Source organism: Limimaricola sp. AA108-03, assembly GCF_050847355.1.
GTDB lineage: Bacteria > Pseudomonadota > Alphaproteobacteria > Rhodobacterales > Rhodobacteraceae > Limimaricola.
This window is the reverse complement of record NZ_CP193755.1, coordinates 2,579,479-2,595,459: the sequence shown is the minus strand read 5'-3', so window position 1 is coordinate 2,595,459 and position 15,981 is coordinate 2,579,479. Positions and strand designations below refer to the sequence as shown.

16 protein-coding genes and 1 tRNA gene are annotated in these 15,981 nt (G+C 67.4%); 7 read left to right on the top strand and 10 right to left on the bottom strand.

Annotation, left to right across the window (positions count from 1 at the left end):
* The first annotated feature begins 41 nt into the window (after nt 1-41).
* The gene (locus ACRAQ3_RS12650; protein WP_432254876.1) at nt 42-743 is read left to right on the top strand and encodes an NAD(P)-dependent oxidoreductase; all 702 of its coding nucleotides are present in this window, start codon (nt 42-44) and stop codon (nt 741-743) included.
* On the opposite strand, the gene ACRAQ3_RS12645 is transcribed toward ACRAQ3_RS12650, so the two are convergent.
* The 6 genes from ACRAQ3_RS12645 to metF form a co-directional block, all read right to left on the bottom strand.
* Nucleotides 740-1,237 (bottom strand): GNAT family N-acetyltransferase, encoded by a 498-nt coding sequence (locus ACRAQ3_RS12645; RefSeq protein ID WP_432254875.1) that lies wholly within the window; start codon nt 1,235-1,237, stop codon nt 740-742. The genes ACRAQ3_RS12650 and ACRAQ3_RS12645 overlap by 4 nt on opposite strands.
* Nucleotides 1,234-3,051 (bottom strand): M3 family oligoendopeptidase, encoded by a 1,818-nt coding sequence (locus ACRAQ3_RS12640; RefSeq protein ID WP_269398312.1) that lies wholly within the window; start codon nt 3,049-3,051, stop codon nt 1,234-1,236. Before ACRAQ3_RS12640 ends, ACRAQ3_RS12645 begins: the two co-directional genes overlap by 4 nt.
* A gap of 69 nt (nt 3,052-3,120) precedes the next feature.
* Entirely contained in the window at nt 3,121-4,200 is a 1,080-nt protein-coding gene (locus ACRAQ3_RS12635; RefSeq protein WP_432254874.1) for an endonuclease/exonuclease/phosphatase family protein, read from the bottom strand.
* Nucleotides 4,197-5,801, bottom strand: a complete 1,605-nt coding sequence (locus ACRAQ3_RS12630; RefSeq protein ID WP_432254873.1) for an ATP-dependent DNA ligase — start codon at nt 5,799-5,801, stop codon at nt 4,197-4,199. Before ACRAQ3_RS12630 ends, ACRAQ3_RS12635 begins: the two co-directional genes overlap by 4 nt.
* Nucleotides 5,798-6,826 (bottom strand): ligase-associated DNA damage response exonuclease, encoded by a 1,029-nt coding sequence (locus tag ACRAQ3_RS12625; RefSeq protein ID WP_432254872.1) that lies wholly within the window; start codon nt 6,824-6,826, stop codon nt 5,798-5,800. The genes ACRAQ3_RS12630 and ACRAQ3_RS12625 overlap by 4 nt, the downstream gene beginning before the upstream one ends.
* Nucleotides 6,827-6,950: 124 nt before the next feature.
* The gene (gene metF, locus ACRAQ3_RS12620) at nt 6,951-7,817 is read right to left on the bottom strand and encodes a methylenetetrahydrofolate reductase [NAD(P)H] (RefSeq protein WP_432254871.1); all 867 of its coding nucleotides are present in this window, start codon (nt 7,815-7,817) and stop codon (nt 6,951-6,953) included.
* A gap of 87 nt (nt 7,818-7,904) precedes the next feature.
* Here metF and ACRAQ3_RS12615 point away from each other — a divergent pair, with 87 nt between their 5' ends.
* Together ACRAQ3_RS12615 and ACRAQ3_RS12610 are read left to right on the top strand one after the other, a co-directional pair.
* Complete coding sequence (locus ACRAQ3_RS12615) at nt 7,905-8,810, top strand: LysR family transcriptional regulator (protein WP_085896023.1); 906 nt, start codon at nt 7,905-7,907, stop codon at nt 8,808-8,810.
* A 107-nt stretch (nt 8,811-8,917) separates the two neighbouring features.
* Nucleotides 8,918-9,712: an inositol monophosphatase family protein gene (locus ACRAQ3_RS12610; RefSeq protein ID WP_269398308.1), complete on the top strand. Its 795-nt coding sequence runs from the start codon at nt 8,918-8,920 to the stop codon at nt 9,710-9,712.
* 4 nt (nt 9,713-9,716) lie between these two features.
* Here ACRAQ3_RS12610 and ACRAQ3_RS12605 read toward each other — a convergent pair whose 3' ends face one another.
* Nucleotides 9,717-10,094, bottom strand: coding sequence for a GFA family protein (locus ACRAQ3_RS12605; RefSeq protein ID WP_432254870.1), 378 nt, complete (start codon nt 10,092-10,094; stop codon nt 9,717-9,719).
* Nucleotides 10,091-10,834: a rhomboid family intramembrane serine protease gene (locus ACRAQ3_RS12600; RefSeq protein ID WP_432256294.1), complete on the bottom strand. Its 744-nt coding sequence runs from the start codon at nt 10,832-10,834 to the stop codon at nt 10,091-10,093. Before ACRAQ3_RS12600 ends, ACRAQ3_RS12605 begins: the two co-directional genes overlap by 4 nt.
* Before the next feature lie 83 nt (nt 10,835-10,917).
* On the opposite strand from ACRAQ3_RS12600, the gene ACRAQ3_RS12595 reads away from it, so the two are divergent.
* From ACRAQ3_RS12595 to ACRAQ3_RS12580, 4 genes are all read left to right on the top strand, one after another.
* On the top strand, nt 10,918-11,460 hold the full coding sequence (locus tag ACRAQ3_RS12595) for a tetratricopeptide repeat protein (protein ID WP_432254869.1): 543 nt from the start codon (nt 10,918-10,920) through the stop codon (nt 11,458-11,460).
* A gap of 65 nt (nt 11,461-11,525) precedes the next feature.
* Nucleotides 11,526-11,611 (top strand) — tRNA-Leu (locus ACRAQ3_RS12590).
* 361 nt (nt 11,612-11,972) lie between these two features.
* Entirely contained in the window at nt 11,973-12,494 is a 522-nt protein-coding gene (locus tag ACRAQ3_RS12585) for a hypothetical protein (RefSeq protein ID WP_432254868.1), read from the top strand.
* Between the two features lie 277 nt (nt 12,495-12,771).
* On the top strand, nt 12,772-13,749 hold the full coding sequence (locus tag ACRAQ3_RS12580) for an asparaginase (RefSeq protein ID WP_432254867.1): 978 nt from the start codon (nt 12,772-12,774) through the stop codon (nt 13,747-13,749).
* On the opposite strand, the gene ACRAQ3_RS12575 is transcribed toward ACRAQ3_RS12580, so the two are convergent.
* Both ACRAQ3_RS12575 and ACRAQ3_RS12570 read right to left on the bottom strand, forming a co-directional pair.
* The gene (locus ACRAQ3_RS12575) at nt 13,746-15,077 is read right to left on the bottom strand and encodes a sensor histidine kinase (protein ID WP_432254866.1); all 1,332 of its coding nucleotides are present in this window, start codon (nt 15,075-15,077) and stop codon (nt 13,746-13,748) included. The genes ACRAQ3_RS12580 and ACRAQ3_RS12575 overlap by 4 nt on opposite strands.
* Complete coding sequence (locus ACRAQ3_RS12570; RefSeq protein WP_432254865.1) at nt 15,077-15,883, bottom strand: alpha/beta fold hydrolase; 807 nt, start codon at nt 15,881-15,883, stop codon at nt 15,077-15,079. The genes ACRAQ3_RS12575 and ACRAQ3_RS12570 overlap by 1 nt, the downstream gene beginning before the upstream one ends.
* Nucleotides 15,884-15,981: the final 98 nt, after the last annotated feature.

Genomic DNA, 15,981 nt, shown 5'->3' with positions numbered 1-15,981 from the left:
GATCGCGGTTGTTCCGGCGAAGATCACCGGAGGCAACCGCGATGGCTGACCAGATGAAGATCCTCGTGCTCGGTGCGCATGGCGTGACCGGGCAGGAGGTGGTGAAACAGGCGGTGGCGAAGGGCCACCATGTCCGCGCCGCCGAGATGAAATGGCCCGAGGACGCGCCCCCCGCCGGGCACAATGTCGAGCGGGTGACCGCCAACGTGATCGAGGATGACCTCGGTACGATCGTCGAGGGCGTCGACGCGGTGATATCCGCGCTGGGCGTCCCGGGCGATCCCAAGACGCTGCTGGACCCGCCGCCGCTCTACACCGAAGGCACCCGCAACCTGATCGACGCGATGGCGGCGCGCGGCGTGAAGCGGCTGGTGACGATCTCGGCGAGCTTCGTGGTCACGCATGACCGCGGGCCGCTGCTGTTCCGCACCACGGCGATCCCGGCGCTGACCCGGGTGCTGCACCAGATGGGCGAGATGGAGGAGATGCTGCGCGCCAGCGATCTCGACTGGACCGCGGTGCGGCCCGGCTGGCTGCTGCCTGAGCCGTTGACGGCCGATTACGTCGTCGTGCCCGACGTGATCCCCGAGGATCTGATCCGCACCCGCCATGCCGATCTGGCGCATTTCATGCTGCATTGCGTGGAAAACGGCGAATGGATCCGGCGGACCCCGGCGATCGCGCGGCCCGAAGCCGAGGAGTTGAGCTCGTCCTTCGAGGTGGTGAAGGAGATGCTGGCCTAGGAAAGCTCGAGCCGCATGACATGCTGCGGCCCGGCCGATCCACCGTGGTAGAGCACGCCGTCATCGATCCAGCCGCCGCGCAGATAGATGCGCCGCGCGACCGGGTTGCGGCAATTCACGGTGAGCCAGATCCGCCGCAGCCCCGGGTGGCTCCGCCGCAGGTAGGGCGGCAGCGCCGCGAAGGCGGCGCGGCCGATGCCGCGCCCCTGCGCCCGCGCGTCGATCATCACGCCGCGCAGCCCCCAGGCGCCGGCCTCCGCGAAATGCCGCCCGTCCTCGTAGTCGCTGTCGGTCTTGAACAGGCCGACCGGTACGCCGCCCGAAAGTATCACGTGAAACGCGACGCTTTCGCGCGGATCGGCAAGGATCGCGGCGGCACTGCCCGAGAATTGCTCCTGCGCCGGATGCGGCGCGAGGCCGCGCAGCACCGGCAAATGCGCGGGATCGAGCGGCGCCAGCGTCACCGGCGCCGCCCCCGTCAGATCGAGGCTCACGCCTCCATCTTCTCCAACTCGTCGATCATGCCCTCGATCATCGACAGGCCCTTGTCCCAGAAGGCCGGGTCGGAGGCGTCGAGGCCGAAGGGCGCCAGAAGCTCCTTGTGGTGCTTCGAGCCGCCCGCCTTGAGCATCTCGAAATACTTCTCCTGAAAATCCTCGCCACCCTCCTCGTAGACCGCGTAGAGCGCGTTCACGAGGCCATCGCCGAAGGCATAGGCGTAGACGTAGAAGGGCGAATGCACGAAGTGCGGAATATAGGCCCAGAAGCTCTCGTAGCCCGGCGCGAAGTCGAAGATCGGCCCGAGGCTCTCGGCCTGCACGCTCATCCACAGCGCATCGATATCGTCGGGGGTCAGCTCGCCCTGCGCGCGGGCCGCGTGCAGCTTGCATTCGAAATCGTAGAAGGCGATCTGGCGCACGACCGTGTTGATCATGTCCTCGACCTTGCCGGCGAGCAGCACCTTGCGCTCGTTGGTGTCCTTCGCCTTGGCGAGCAGCTTGCGGAAGGTCAGCATTTCGCCGAACACGCTCGCCGTTTCGGCCAGGGTCAGGGGCGTCGAGGACAGCAGTTCGCCCTGACCGGCGGCGAGGCGCTGATGCACGCCATGCCCCAGCTCATGCGCCAGCGTCATCACGTCGCGCGGTTTGCCGAGGTAGTTCAGCATCACGTAGGGATGCACGGTCGAGACGGTGGGATGCGCGAAGGCGCCCGGCGCCTTGCCCGGCTTCACCGCCGCGTCAGTCCAGCCTTCGTCGAAGAACGGCTTGGCCAGCTCGGCCATGCGCGGATCGAAATCGCCGTAAGCCTCCTCGACCATGGCGCGCGCCTCGTCCCAGCCGACGATCCGGTCGGTCTCCATCGGCAGGGGCGCGTTGCGGTCCCAGACCTGCATGCGGTCGAGGCCGAGCCACTTGGCCTTGAGCGCGTAGTAGCGATGCGACAGGCGCGGATAGGCGGCGACGACGGCATCGCGCAGCGCCTCGACCACCTCGGGCTCGACATGGTTGGCGAGGTGGCGCCCGGTCTGCGGCGTCGGCATGCCGCGCCAGCGATCCTCGATCTCCTTTTCCTTGGCGAGCGTGTTGTGGATCCGCGAGAAGAGCCGGATCTGGGTCTTGAACACCCGCGCCAGTTCCAGCGTCGCGGCCTCGCGCTTGGCACGGTCCTGCTCGGTCAGCAGGTTCAGCGTGCCCTCGATGCCGAGCTCCTCGCCATCGACGGTGAAGGTCAAGCCGGCGATGGTCTCGTCGAACACCTTGTTCCATGCGGCGGCGCCGACGCTGGACTGGTCGTGGAGGAATTTCTCCAGCTCGTCGGAAAGCTGGTAGGGCTTCATCGCGCGCATCCGCTCGAAGACCGGCCGGTAGCGGTTCAGTTCCTGGCTCTGGCCGAGCAGCGTCTCGAGGTGATCCTCGTCGAGGCGGTTGAACTCCAGCCCGTAGAAGACCAGCGGCGTGGTATAGGCGGTGATCCGGTCCTGGCAGTCCGACATGAACTTGGCCCGTTCGCTGTCGGTGGTCTGCTGGTAGTAGCGCAGCCCGGCATAGGACATGATCCGTCCCGCCACGATGTCGATGCGCTCGTAGCGCTGCACCGCCTCGAGCAGGCCATGCGCGTCGAGCGTGGCGAGCTTGCCCTCGTAATCGCCGGCGAACTCGGCGCAGGCTTTTTCTAGCCAGTCGATGTCGTTCTTGATCTCGGCCGAATCCGGAGCCGGGTAGAGGTCGGTCAGGTCCCATTCCGGCAGGTTGCCCAAGGGGCGGCCCCCGGTCTCGGTCGCGGCGTCGAAGCGGGGGGTCTGGGTCATGCTCTGGCCTTCTCGTCTTTTGTCATGGAGGCGAAAGATAGGATCGCGGCGGAGGCGGCTCAACCCGTCTCAGCCGTCCATCGCCGCGTCCGACAGCGCGCGGGCCTTGTCGAAGGTGGTGCGCGCCTCTTCGAGATCGCGGTCGTTCGCGGTGAGGATGCGCTGGTCCGCGTTCACGGTGAAGCACAGCTCGGCCAGCACCGGGTAGTGGTCGGAGCCGATGCCCGGCAGCACCTCGAAGCGGGACATGGCCAGCCCCTGCTGCCACAGGATCTGGTCCAGCGGCCATTTCATCCACCAGGAATTGGCGTCGAAGCTGACCATCGGTCCGCGCCCGGCGCGCGGATCGATCAGCCGCCCCAGCCGCAAGCTGCGGCGCGAGGTGCGCTCCCAGGGGGTGGCATTGAAATCGCCGGCGAGCAGGGCCGGGTGTATGTCGTCCCGCGCCCCCATCGCCGCCTCCAGCATCGTCGCGTCGCGCAACGTCGAGGGCTGACCCATCTGCGGCGGGCGCGGATGCACGCCGAAGACCCGCAGCTTGCCCGCTGGATGCGCCAGCACGCCGTCGAACAGCGGCGTATCGGCGCCGTAGGGAAAGCGCATTTCGGCGCTGTCGAAGGGATGGCGGGAGAAGACGTGCATGCCGTAATAGGTCGCCTCCCTGGGGATGTCCTGGACGTGATGCGCATAATCGGCGTCGAGCGGCGCCAGCGCCTCGTCCCACCAACCGTCGGTCTCGAGCACGAAGAACAGGTCGGGATCCTGTTCGCGGGCCAGGGCGATGACCTCTTCGGATTGGTGGTTCTTGCGCTGCACATTGGCGACGAGGACGCTCAACCGCTCTTCCGGCGCGCAGGTGGCGAGGCCGGGGTCCATCTTCGTGGCGAGTGGCTGATAGGGCCAGAGCCGCCAGCCGTGATAGGCGAGCGCGGCGATGGCCAGCACCGTGAGCCAGCGCGCGGCGCCATGACCGATGCCGCCAAGCGCCACCATCGCGATCCAGAAAATCACCAGCAGCACGGCGATCTGCAGGCGCGGGAAATCGAGATAGCGCACCCACCACGCATCCGTTTCGGCCAGCGGCAGCAGCGAAGCCGCGCAAAGAAGAGCGAGCAAGACGCCCGCGGCGATGGCGAGGGCTCTCCTCATGCGGCGCTCTCCCCGCCATAGGCCGCGAGCATCTGCCTGAGATCCTCGAGCGTGTTGATCTCGTCGAGAGGCTTGTCGTGGCGCCAGCGCAGCATGCGGGGAAAGCGTAAAGACACGCCGGACTTGTGGCGCGGGCTGGGCTGGATGCCCTCGAAGCCGATCTCGAAGACGTGCTCGGGTTTCACGTGACGCACCGGGCCATAGCGCTCCAGCGTGTTCTTGCGCACCCATGCGGTGATCTTGCGAAACTCGGCATCGGTCAGGCCGCTATAGGCCTTGGTGAAGGGGACCAGCCCATTGCCATCCCTCACCGCGAAGGTGAAGTCGGTGAACATGTTGGCGCGCCGCCCCGAGCCTGCCTGCGCATAGACCATCACCGCGTCGATGGTCAGCGGATCGACCTTCCATTTCCACCAGTCGCCCTTCTTGCGCCCCGAAAGATAGGGGCTGTCGGCGCGCTTGAGCATCAGCCCCTCGGCCATCAGCTCGCGCGACTTGGAACGTTCCTCGGCCAGCTGGTCGAGGCTTTTAACCGGCACCAGCGGCGACAGCCGGAACGGCGCCTCGGGCGGCAGGTCGCGCCCCAGCGCGTCGAGCCGGGCGCGTCGCTCGGCGAAGGGCAGGGCGCGGATGTCCTCGCCGTCCTGCTCCAGGAGGTCATAGCCCATGAGGATCACCGGCGCCTCGGCCAGGAGCTTCTTCGGAACGGTCTTGCGGCCGATCCGCTTCTGCAACGCGTTGAAGGAGAGCGGCACCTCGTCGCCCCAGCCCAGCACCTCGCCGTCGATCACCGTGCCCATCGGCAGGAAATCCTTCATGCGTGCGAGTTCTGGAAAGCGGTCGGTCATCAGCTCCTCGCCGCGCGACCAGAGGTGGTGATCATTGCCGCGCAGGATCAACTGGCCGCGGATGCCGTCCCATTTGCGCTCGGCCATCCATTGGGCAGGGTCGCCCAGCGCCTCCGGATCGTCGAGCTGGTAGGCGAGGTAGAAGGGGTAGGGGCGCGACAGGCTCGCCGTCGGGTCCGGCGCATGGACGAGGCTGTGCCAGGTGATGTCGTCGGGCGTCCATGACCCCATCAGCCGGTGCGTCAACTCGGCCTCGTCGATCTCGGTGGCCTGCGCCAGCGCGCGCGTCATCAGTTTCTGGCTGACCCCGACGCGGAAGCTGCCCGTCAGCAGCTTGGTGAACAGGAGCCGCTCAGTCGGGCCGAGCCGGTCCCACGCCGCGAGGATGCCGGCCTTGCGCGCGGCATCGTCCTGCTTCGACAGGCGGCGGATCGCATCGATCCAGTGGCTGAGCGGGCGATCCTCCTCGGCCTCGGCGGGCGGCAGGACCAGCGATATGGTTTCGGCCAGATCGCCGACGATCGGATAGGCCTCCTCGAACAGCCACAGCGGAATGCCCGCCCGTTCCGCGGCCCATTCGCGCAGCACGGTCGCGGTGATGGTCCGGCGCGGCCGGCGCCCCGAGAAAAGTGCCACGGTCCACAGCTTGTCGGCATCGGGCGCCTCGCGGAAATAGGCAGCCATCGCCGCGACCTTCTTGGTGGTGCGGGTGGTCTGGTCGACGGCGCGGAACAGTTCGGCAAAGCGCTTCACGTGGCCTCTCCCTCGTCGTCGGCATCGACGTTCTCGCCCGCATATTCGGTCGAGACGACATGGGCCTCGAAGCCCTCGCTCTCCAGCCAGCGTCGAAAGATCGAGGTATAGCCGTGGGTGACGAAGACCTTCCGCGCCCCGGTTTCGCGGATCGCGGCGTTGAGGCCGGGCCAGTCGGCGTGATCGGACATGATGAAGCCGCGATCGGCGGCGCGCCTGCGGCGCACGCCCCGAAGCGCCATCCAGCCGGAGGCAAAGGCAGTGGAGGGGGGGTTGCCCGCGACGTTGAAACGCCGCGCCCAGGGCCCGCCGAGGCCCGACGGCGTCGCCACGACCAACGCACCCGCATGCGCCTTGAGGTCGAGATCGGGCGTCACGCGGATCGTGTCGGGGAGCGCGATGCCCTGCGCGCGCAGCACCTCGTTGGTGTTCTCGACCGCGCCATGGGTGAGGATCGGGCCGATCGAGGTATCGGCGAGCGTCAGGATCCGCTGCGCCTTGCCGAGCGCATAGGCCCCGATCAGCGAGAACCGTCCCTCCGCGGCATTGGCGGCCCACCACGCGTTGAGATCATACGCCAGTTCCGCCTGCGGGGTCCATTTGAATACCGGCAGGCCGAAGGTCGATTCGGTGATAAAGGCATCGCAACGCACCGGCTCGAACGGCGTCGAGAGCCCGTCATCGATGGTCTTGTAATCGCCCGAGGCGACCCAGACCTCGCCCTTTCGCTCGACCCGGATCTGCGCGGAGCCGGGCACGTGCCCGGCCGGGTGGAAGGACACAGTGACGTCGCCGATGCGTCGCGTTTCGCCATAGCGGATCGTGTCTAGGGAGATCTCGCCGAGCCGGTGGCGCATCACCGGCGCGGCGATGTCGGTCGCGAGGTAGCGGGCCATGCCCTCATGCGCGTGGTCTGCATGCCCGTGGGTGACGAGCGCGCGGTCCACGGGGCGCCACGGGTCGATGTAGAAATCGCCCGCTTCGCAGTAGATGCCCCGGTCGGTGAAGGTCAGAAGATCGGCCATGCCCCCGAGGGTAGCGCCGGGGCCGGGGCCGGGTAGTGCGTATTGATGGAAAGATGAACGAGGACGGCGCGCTTCCCTTATTCATCTTTCTTCAAATACGCCGGGAGCAGGGCCCCCTCGCGGCTCAGGCCACCTCGCTTAGCGTGGCCTTGGGCGCGATGCCCAGCGCATGGCAGACGTCGCGGGTGAGGTCCGGCTTGTTGAGCGTATAGAAATGCAGGTGCTCGACGCCGCCCGCGATCAACTTGTCACACAGCTCCGTGGCGAGCGCGGTGGCCAGCAGGTCGGCCTCGACCTGATCCTTGGCATGCTCGAAGCCGTCGGCCACGACCTGCGGGATCGAGGTGCCGCACATCGCCGCGAATTTCCGCGCGCCGTTCCAGTTCTCGATCGGCAGGATGCCGGGGATGATCGGCCCCTCGATCCCGGCCTTCGCGCAGGCATCGCGAAACCGGAAGAAGGTGTCCGCTTCGAAGAAGAACTGGGTGATCGCGCTGTGCGCGCCGGCATCGAACTTGCGCTTCAGGTGCTCGACATCGGCCAGCTCATGCGCGGCGTCGGGATGCGGCTCGGGATAGGCGCCGACGCGGATCCGGAAATTGCCGCGCGCGGCCAGCGCCTCGATCAGCTCGACCGAGCCCGAGAAGCCCTCGGCATGGGGGCGGAAACCGCCGGTGCCCTTGGGCGGATCGCCCCTGAGCGCCACGATCTCCTCGACCCCCGCCTTGGCGTAGCCGTCGACGATCTCCATCGTCTCGGCGCGGGTGGCGTCGACGCAGGTCAGGTGCGCCGCGACACGCAGATCGGTCTTCTTGTGGATCGCGTCCACCGCCTCGTGGGTCAGCTTGCGGGTCGTGCCGCCGGCGCCATAGGTCACGGAGACGAACTCCGGTCCCATCGGCGCCAATGCCTGCACCGTGTCCCAAAGACGGAACGAGCCTTCGATGTTCTTCGGCGGAAAGAATTCGAAACTGACGGCGGGGCGGGTCATGGACGGTCTCCTGTGGGATGGGGAGCTTGTCGCAGATGGGGGGCTGTGAGACAAATTCATAACCCTCACGACGATGATGAGTTTCACTTGCATATCGAGTTCCGGCATCTGCGCACGATCAAGGCGATCCACGACACCGGCGGTCTGGCCCGGGCGGCCGATCTGCTGAACATAACACAATCGGCGCTGTCGCATCAGATCAAGGGAATCGAGGACCAGGCCGGGGTCGAGCTCTTCGTGCGCCGCTCCAAGCCGCTGAAGCTCTCGGCCGCCGGGATGAAGCTCCTGGCCGCCGCCGAGGACATCCTGCCGCGCGTCGCCGATCTGGAGGCCGAGTTCGCCGGTCTGGTCGCGGGCAAGTCGGGACGGCTGCACATCGCTATCGAATGTCATGCCTGCTTCGAATGGCTGCTTCCGGTGCTGGAGCAGTTCCGCAAGGCCTGGCCCGAGGTCGACGTCGACATCCGCCCCGGCCTCGCCTTCGACGCGCTGCCGGCGCTCCGGCGCGAGATGGTCGATCTGGTGATCTCCTCGGACCCCGAGGATCTGCCCGAGACCGATTTCACGCCGCTCTTCGACTACGAGCCGGTCTTCGTCGCCTCGTCCGCCAACCCGCTGGCCGAGAAGCCCTTCGTCGAGGCCGGGGATTTCGCGGACCAGACTCTCATCACCTACCCAGTGGAACGGACCCGGCTCGACGTGTTCACCGAGCTTCTGATCCCTGCGAAAGTGGAGCCGGCAGCGATCCGCCAGGTCGAACTGACGGCGGTGATCCTGCTTCTGGTGGCCTCGAACCGCGGCGTTTCGGTGCTGCCCGACTGGGTGGTGCGGCAGCTGCGCAGCAACTCCGACTACGTGACGCGGCCGCTCACCGCGCAGGGCAAGACTCGCAGGCTCTATGCCGCGACCCGTTCCGACGACACCTCGCGCCCCTATATCGCGCATTTCACGCGGCTGGCGCGGCAGGAGGCGGTGAAGCTGCAAAGGGGCTAGGCCCCCTTGGGCCTCTTGCCCGGCGGAGCGCGAGCGGCTATGGCCCCGTGATCCGTACATCTCAGGGCCCCGAAGGGCCTGACAGCCCATAGCCCGAGGAGGCCCCGATGGCCCGTTCCGCCAATCTCAACGTGATGATGAAGACCGCCCGCCGCGCCGGTCGGGCGCTGCTTAAGGACTTTGCCGAGGTCGAGCAGCTACAGGTCTCGACCAAGGGGCCGGGCGACTTCGTTACCCGCGCCGACCGGCAGGCCGAGCAGACCATCCGCGAGGCGCTGATGGAGGCGCGGCCCTCCTATGGTTTCCTGGGCGAAGAGGGCGGCCCCTTGGAGGGCGAGGACCCGACCCGGCGCTGGATCGTCGATCCGCTCGACGGCACCACCAACTACCTGCACGGCATGCCGCACTGGGCGATCTCGATCGCGCTCGAGCACAAGGGCAAGATCGTCGCGGGGGTGATCTACGACCCCGTGAAGGACGAGATGTTCCACGCCGAGAAGGGCGAGGGCGCCTGGCTCAACGAGAGCCGGCTGCGGGTGTCGGCGCGCCACCGTCTGGTCGAATCGATCTTCGCGACCGGCGTGCCCTGCGCTGGCCGTCGCACCCTGCCGGCGATGATCCAGGATCTCGCGCGGATCGCCCCCGAGGTGTCCGGCGTGCGACAGTACGGCTCGGCCGCGCTCAACATGGCCTATGTGGCGGCGGGCCGCACCGAGGGCTACTGGGAGCGCGAGCTGAAGATCTGGGACATCGCGGCGGGCATGATCATCGTCACCGAGGCCGGCGGCTTCGTCGGTGCGATCCGCGACGGCCACGATCCGCTCGAGCATGGCGACGTGGTCGCCGCCAATGCCGACATCTTCGAGAAGTTCGCCAAGCTGGTCCGCGCCCGCGAGGCCTAAGGTTCTAGCGGTCGGCGGCGTGGTTGACGCCGTCCGACCACGGGATCTCGCCGAGGTCGCGGGGGTTCAGCCCCGCGATCGCGCCCATGTTGACGCTGTATTCGTTCGGGTTCGAGCGGCGCTGGTGATGCGTGTGGATGCCGCAGATCCGGCAGAACCAGTGCTTCGCGGTCATCGTGTTCCACTGGTAGAGCGTCAGCATCTCCGCACCCCGCAGCAGCTCCAGCTGGTCGAGATCGACCGGCCCTGCGACGTAGCCGCGGCGGCGGCAATAGGAACAGTCGCAGCGATGCGCGCCGGACAGCCCGTGCTTGAGATGCACCCGTAGTTCGACCGCGCCGCAATGGCAGCTCACATGGTGGATAGGATCCTTCAGGCTCATCTGCGTTTCCTCACGACGGGAATGTTGCTGCGGCCCAGCGGCGGCGCGGGGTCGTGCGGCGGCAGGCCGTGGGTGCGGCTCCAGAAGGCCGGGCCGCCGCGCCGGATCCAGAGCGGCACCGCGAAGGCGAGACCCGCGGCGAAGCCCCCGGCATGGGCCCAGTAGGCGATGCCGCCGGTCTCCGGGTCGGTGCCGATCCCGCCCAGCAGCTGCATCCCGAACCAGACCGCCAGCACCAGCCAGGCCGGCACCGGTATCAGCCGGATGAACACGATCAGGAAGATCAGTATGTCGATCCGGGCGCGGGGGAACAGCAGCAGGTAGCCGCCCATCACCCCCGCGATCGCGCCCGAGGCACCGATGGTCGGCACGATCGAGAACGGCTCCGAGCCGAGCTGCACGAGGTTGGCCGCGACACCGGAGGCGAGGTAGAATCCGGCGAAGCCGCCATGGCCCAGCTGCTCCTCCATGTTGTCGCCGAAGATGAACAGGAACAGCATGTTGCCCGCGAGGTGGAACAGCCCGCCATGCAGGAACAGCGAGCTGACCAGCGAGACCGGGTTCTCGAACGCGGTGATCCGCGCCGGGATCATCGCCCAGCCGTAATAGAGCCGCGCCAGCTCCTCGCCGGTGTCGAGCGCCACCACCATCCACAGGTAGATCGCCACGTTGAGCGCGATCAGGCTCCAGGTGACATAGGGCGTGCCGGTCGAGGGGTTGTGGTCGCGGATCGGGAACATGCGGGGTCCGGTCTGGAAAACGTGAAGCGCGGTGCCGCGCGTGGGCAGTTGACGCGCGGGGTGGCGCTTGGGCAGCATGTAGCATGATCCGCGCCGTCGCCATGGTCCTGTGCCTTGCCGCCGCCCCTGCCGCGGCGCGCGACTGCCCATCGCCACCCGATCACGCCAGCGTCATGGCGGGGCTGCTCGACCGGCTCGCCCGCGCCCCCGATCCGCACACGGCGCAGCGGCTTATGGACCGGCTCTGGACGCTCTGGCTCATTGCGCCCGATGCCGAGGCGCAGCTGCTGCTGGACCGGGCGATGGCGCTGCGCGAGGCGGGGCAGGGCGAAGGGGCAATGGAGGCGCTCGACCAGCTGGTGGCCGAATGCCCTGATTATGCCGAGGGCTGGAACCAGCGCGCCTATCTGCATTTCCTACAGGGCGACCATATGACCGCGCTCGCGGATCTCGACGTGGCGCTGAGGCTTTTGCCCGACCATGTCGGCGCGCTGTCGGGTCGGGCCTTGGCGCTGTTTCATCTGGGGCGCGAAGCCGAGGCGCGTCGCGCCCTTGACGACGCGCTGGCGCGCAACCCCTGGCTGCCGGAGCGTAGCCTGTTCGAGGCGCCGGGCACCGATATCTGAAGCAGGCGACGACGCTTTCGCTGACGCTTTACCACCGCGCCTTGGCATCGTAAGCCTGCGCCCGGGCCCGCGTGGTGAAATGGTAGACACACGAGACTTAAAATCTCTTGCTCTTCGGGGCGTGCCGGTTCGAGTCCGGCCGCGGGCACCAGGACTTTTCCTCAAGGCGCTGACGACTATCGGCTTTCAGTCAGATCAGGCCAAGGCGTAGCACACGCCGGGGCCCATTTCCGTCCCTCCTTGCTTCTGGAAGGACGGCATCGTCTATTTCCAGCGTCGGGTGCCGCTTGGGTTGAGACGCCGATACGCCATCAAGAATTTCGTATACTCTGATGACGGGGTCAGCGCGGGTGGCAGCTGCACGGGCCGTACAGGCAGCGAGCCAACTCGACGGCTACTGGTATGACCTACGATGCCAGGACGAGGACCTTTCGAGCGCGCCCATGCCGCGTCTGGGTGTAGGTGGTCCCGGCCAGCAAGCCTCCGATGGCGGCGGGGTCGACATCGACTGTATGAGCCTCTTCGACGCTGTGGTGGTGTACCTGCGGCTCAGAGGCGGTGGGAAGGGGATCACCCATCAGGCAGCCGAGCGGGCCTGCGGTTACTCGACCGACACTTGCGGCAAGCTGCTTACCGGCTACACGGTGCTGGATGCTCATGCCTTTCGTGATGCTCTGAGTGCCAGAGACATGACTGGCAGCAATATCACCTCGGTCTTCGTCAAGTGGGGTCGGCTAACGAACCCCTTCGGCGAGGTCTACTCCCACCGATCGCAGATATGTCGGATCGCCAGCCCGTCCCAGTCGAAGCTATCCGTGCCGCACCGGCCGAGTGTTATCGCCTGGACAACGAGGTCCCTTGGGTGGTGCCCATGGTCGCGGATACGGGAATGCGCCCCTCGGAAGCAACTTGGCCGCTTTGCCGGACCGCGTGCCGTGGAATGCCCGGCAGATATCGTCGGTCAGATGGGCGGCTGGAAGACCGAGACTGTGGGTCATGGCTATGGAAACGGCTACGCGCTGTCCGTACTTTAGAATTAGACAGAATTAGCAATCACCATCGGCCATGACCCGCTGCAATAGTAACATCGTACTAGTTAACATGAGCTAAGCTAGTACCCGCCCAGTCCTTGACCAGTGGTAAGGCAAGGCGAAATTTGCGGAAGGGAGCTTTCCCCTTCCGCATGTGCGGCGGGCTCGATAAGATTGCGCAAAAGCAGGGCTTCACAAAGCTTTAGCTGATGTCTTGGTGGGCGCAGTCAGCCGCAGGCCGGACGTGGGCATCAATCCCGACACAAACGAGGAACGGATCATGACCGGGGTCACTCTGATTTCGACGGGCGGTACCATCGCCTCGCGCCATTCCGAGAAGGCGAGGGCGGTAGTCGCCGGGCTTGGCGGAAGCGCTTTGCTGGCGGCGCTGCACGACCCGCTCGACGGGATCGAGGTCCGGGTCGAGGAATTCCGCGAACTCAACAGCTTCGCGCTGACGCTTCAGGATGCGCATGGCCTCGTGGCCGCGATCCGCACCGCGCTGGCGCGGCCCGATTGCGACGGCGTGGTCGTGACTCATGGCACCGACACGATGGAGGAAAGCGCCTATCTCGCCGACATCCTCGTGGCAGGCGACAAGCCGGTGGTCTTCACCGGGGCGCAGCGCCATGCGGGCGACCCGGACACCGATGGGCCGCGCAACATCGCCGACGCGATCCGCGTGGCGGCCGACCCGGCCACGCGCGGCATTGGCGCGGCGATCGTGTTCGAGGGCGAGATCCATGCCGCGCGCGACGTGACCAAGGCGCATGCCTCGCGCACCGACACCTTCCGCTCGCCCGGCATGGGCAAGATCGGCGAGGTCGATCTGCGCGAGGTTCATCTCTATCGCCATCCCGGTCCGCGCCGGGTGGTAGAGGATGCGGGTCTCGTCGAAGGGGTCGAACTGGCGAAGCTGGCGCTCGGCACGACACCGGCATTCCTGGAATTCTGCGCCGAGAGCGGCGCGCCCGGCATCGTCATCGAGGGCTTCGGCCGGGGCAACGCGCCGCGCGGCTTTGCGAGCGTGGTGGCGCGGCTGGCGGCCGCAGGCGTACCGGTGCTGGTGGCCTCGCGCTGCTACGAGGGGCGGACGCGCGCGGTCTATGGCGGCGACAGCGGCGCCACGACGCTGGTCGAGGCGGGGGCGCTGCTTTGCGGCACGCTGAGCGGTCTCAAGGCGCGGCTTCTGCTTTCGGCGCTGCTCGCGAAAGGGGCCTCGCGCGAGGAAATCGCGGCGGCGCTGGCGCGGGCCTAGCCCGGCACGAAGATCACCTGAAAGCAGAAGCCCGCAGGGTCGAAATCGAAGCTGACCTCGGCCCCCAGCTCGGCCTTCAGCACCAGTCCGATCATCTTGGTGCCGAAGCCGCGCCGGGTCGGCGGCACCACCGGCGGGCCGCCATGCTCGCGCCAGAGCAGCCGCAGCCGGCCATCATCCTCAATGTCGAGATCGACCTGCACATGGCCCTCGGCGCGAGACAGCGCGCCGTATTTCAGGGCGTTGGTGACCAGCTCGTGCAGAGCCATCGAGAGCGAGGTGGCCTGCCGCGCGCCGAGCCGCACCGGCGGGCCGTTGATGTGCAGCCGCGCTTCACCGCCTGCCTCGCGACGGGCGAAATCGAGAAGGTCGTGCAGCTCGGCGCCGGTGCCATCGGTGGCGGTGAGCGCGTCATGCGCCTGCGACAGTGCCTGCAGCCGCGACACGAATTGCGCGGCCTCGTCCCGTCCGAGGCTCTGCCGCGCGATGCCCGATACCACGCCGAGCGTGTTCTTCACCCGGTGCTTCATCTCGTCGACCATCACCCGCAAATGCTGCTCGGCGGCGTGGCGGCGGCTGACGTCGCGCAGGATGACCGACCAGTCCTCCTCGCCCGGCAGGCCGCGCTCGCCGATCGGGGCGAGCGTCACCTCGAAGGTGCGACCGCATCCATGAACGGCCTCGAACAGGATCTCGGGCCCGTCGCAGCCCGGCGCGACGCTCGCCGTGAACCAGTCCGGCCGATCCTCGAACGGGATGACCTCGTCCACCTGCCGTCCCAGCGCCGCCTCGGCATCGAGCCCGAAAAGCCGCGTCGCCCCGGCGTTCCAGCGACGCACCCGGCCCGCGGCATCGACCCGCAGGATCGCGTTGGGAGAGCTGCGCACGATCGCGGCGAGCTCGTCCGCCTCGCGCTGGGCGTGGCGCAGCTCCTCCTCGTAGACGCGGCGTTCTCGGGCGTCGAAAATGGTGTAGTCGAAGCGCGTGAAGCTGCCGCCCGCGTCGCGCCGCGCGACGCCGCTGAGCATCACCGGCAAGGGCGGGCCGCCCTCCACCTCGAGCGCGCAGGAAATCTCGCGCACATAGCCCTGCAGCCGCATCATCGGGGCCATGTGGGTCTCGTAATACATCCGCCCGGGCAGGGTGAGCAGTTCGGACAGCCGGCGCCGTGGCCGCTCTGGCCGGGCGTTGAGGGCCAGCCAGTTCGACAGGGTGGCGTTGATGTATTGCAGGCGACCGTCGGGGTCGGTCACGGCGATGCCACAGGGCGCGTCCTCGATCAATTCGGCGGCGACGTCGAGATGCCGGGGCTGAGCGAGGTCGGCCATCAGCCCGATCCGAGATAATCGCGGGTTTCGGCCGAGACGACGTCCGGCACGGTCATGTGGGGGCAGTGCCCGGTGGCGGAAATCACCCGCAGCGTCGCGCCCGGGACCTTCTCGCGCATCCAATCCGCCACCGGCATCGGCACCAGCGCGTCATCGTCGCAATGCAGGATCAGCGACGGCCTGGCGGCGCTTTCGAAATCGGTACGGCGGTCGGCGAAGAAGGTGACATGTCCGAAATGCCGCGCGATGGCCGGGTCGGTGCGGCAGAAGCTCTGGGTCAGCTCCTCGGTCGCCTCGGAGCCGGCGGGCTGACCCGCGATGGTGGGCGCCATCTGGGCCGACCAGCCGAGGTGATTCTCGTCGAGAAACCCCACCAGGCCTTCGAGATCCGCGCGCGAGAAGCCGCCCGCATAGCCTTGTTCGGCATCCTCGAGGAATGACGGGGTGGGCGAGACCATCACGAGCCGCGATACCAGATGCGGGGCGCGGTTGGCGGCCAGCAGGGCGATCGTCGCGCCGATCGAATGCCCGATCAGCACCGCCTCAGCGAGCTGCAGCTCATCGAGGATCTCGAGCAGGTCCTCGGCATGGGCGCCGAGATCGGCGTAGCGGTTGGGCACATAGGCGGCGAGGTCGGATTTGCCCATGCCGGTAAGGTCGTAGAGGATCAGCCTGTGGCGGTCGGCAAAGGCCGGCAGCACCTGACGCCACATCGTCTGGTCGCAGCCGAAACCATGCACGAAGACCAGCGGCGTGCCATCGGGCGCACCCGCCACGGTCACGTTGTTGCGTTCCGTCGCCCTCATCGTTCCCGTCCCATTCCCACAGCCCGAAGCCCGTGTCTCATGCTAGGACAGATATTCGATGCATTCCATGGCAATGGCGGGTCGCGAGAGCGTCCTTT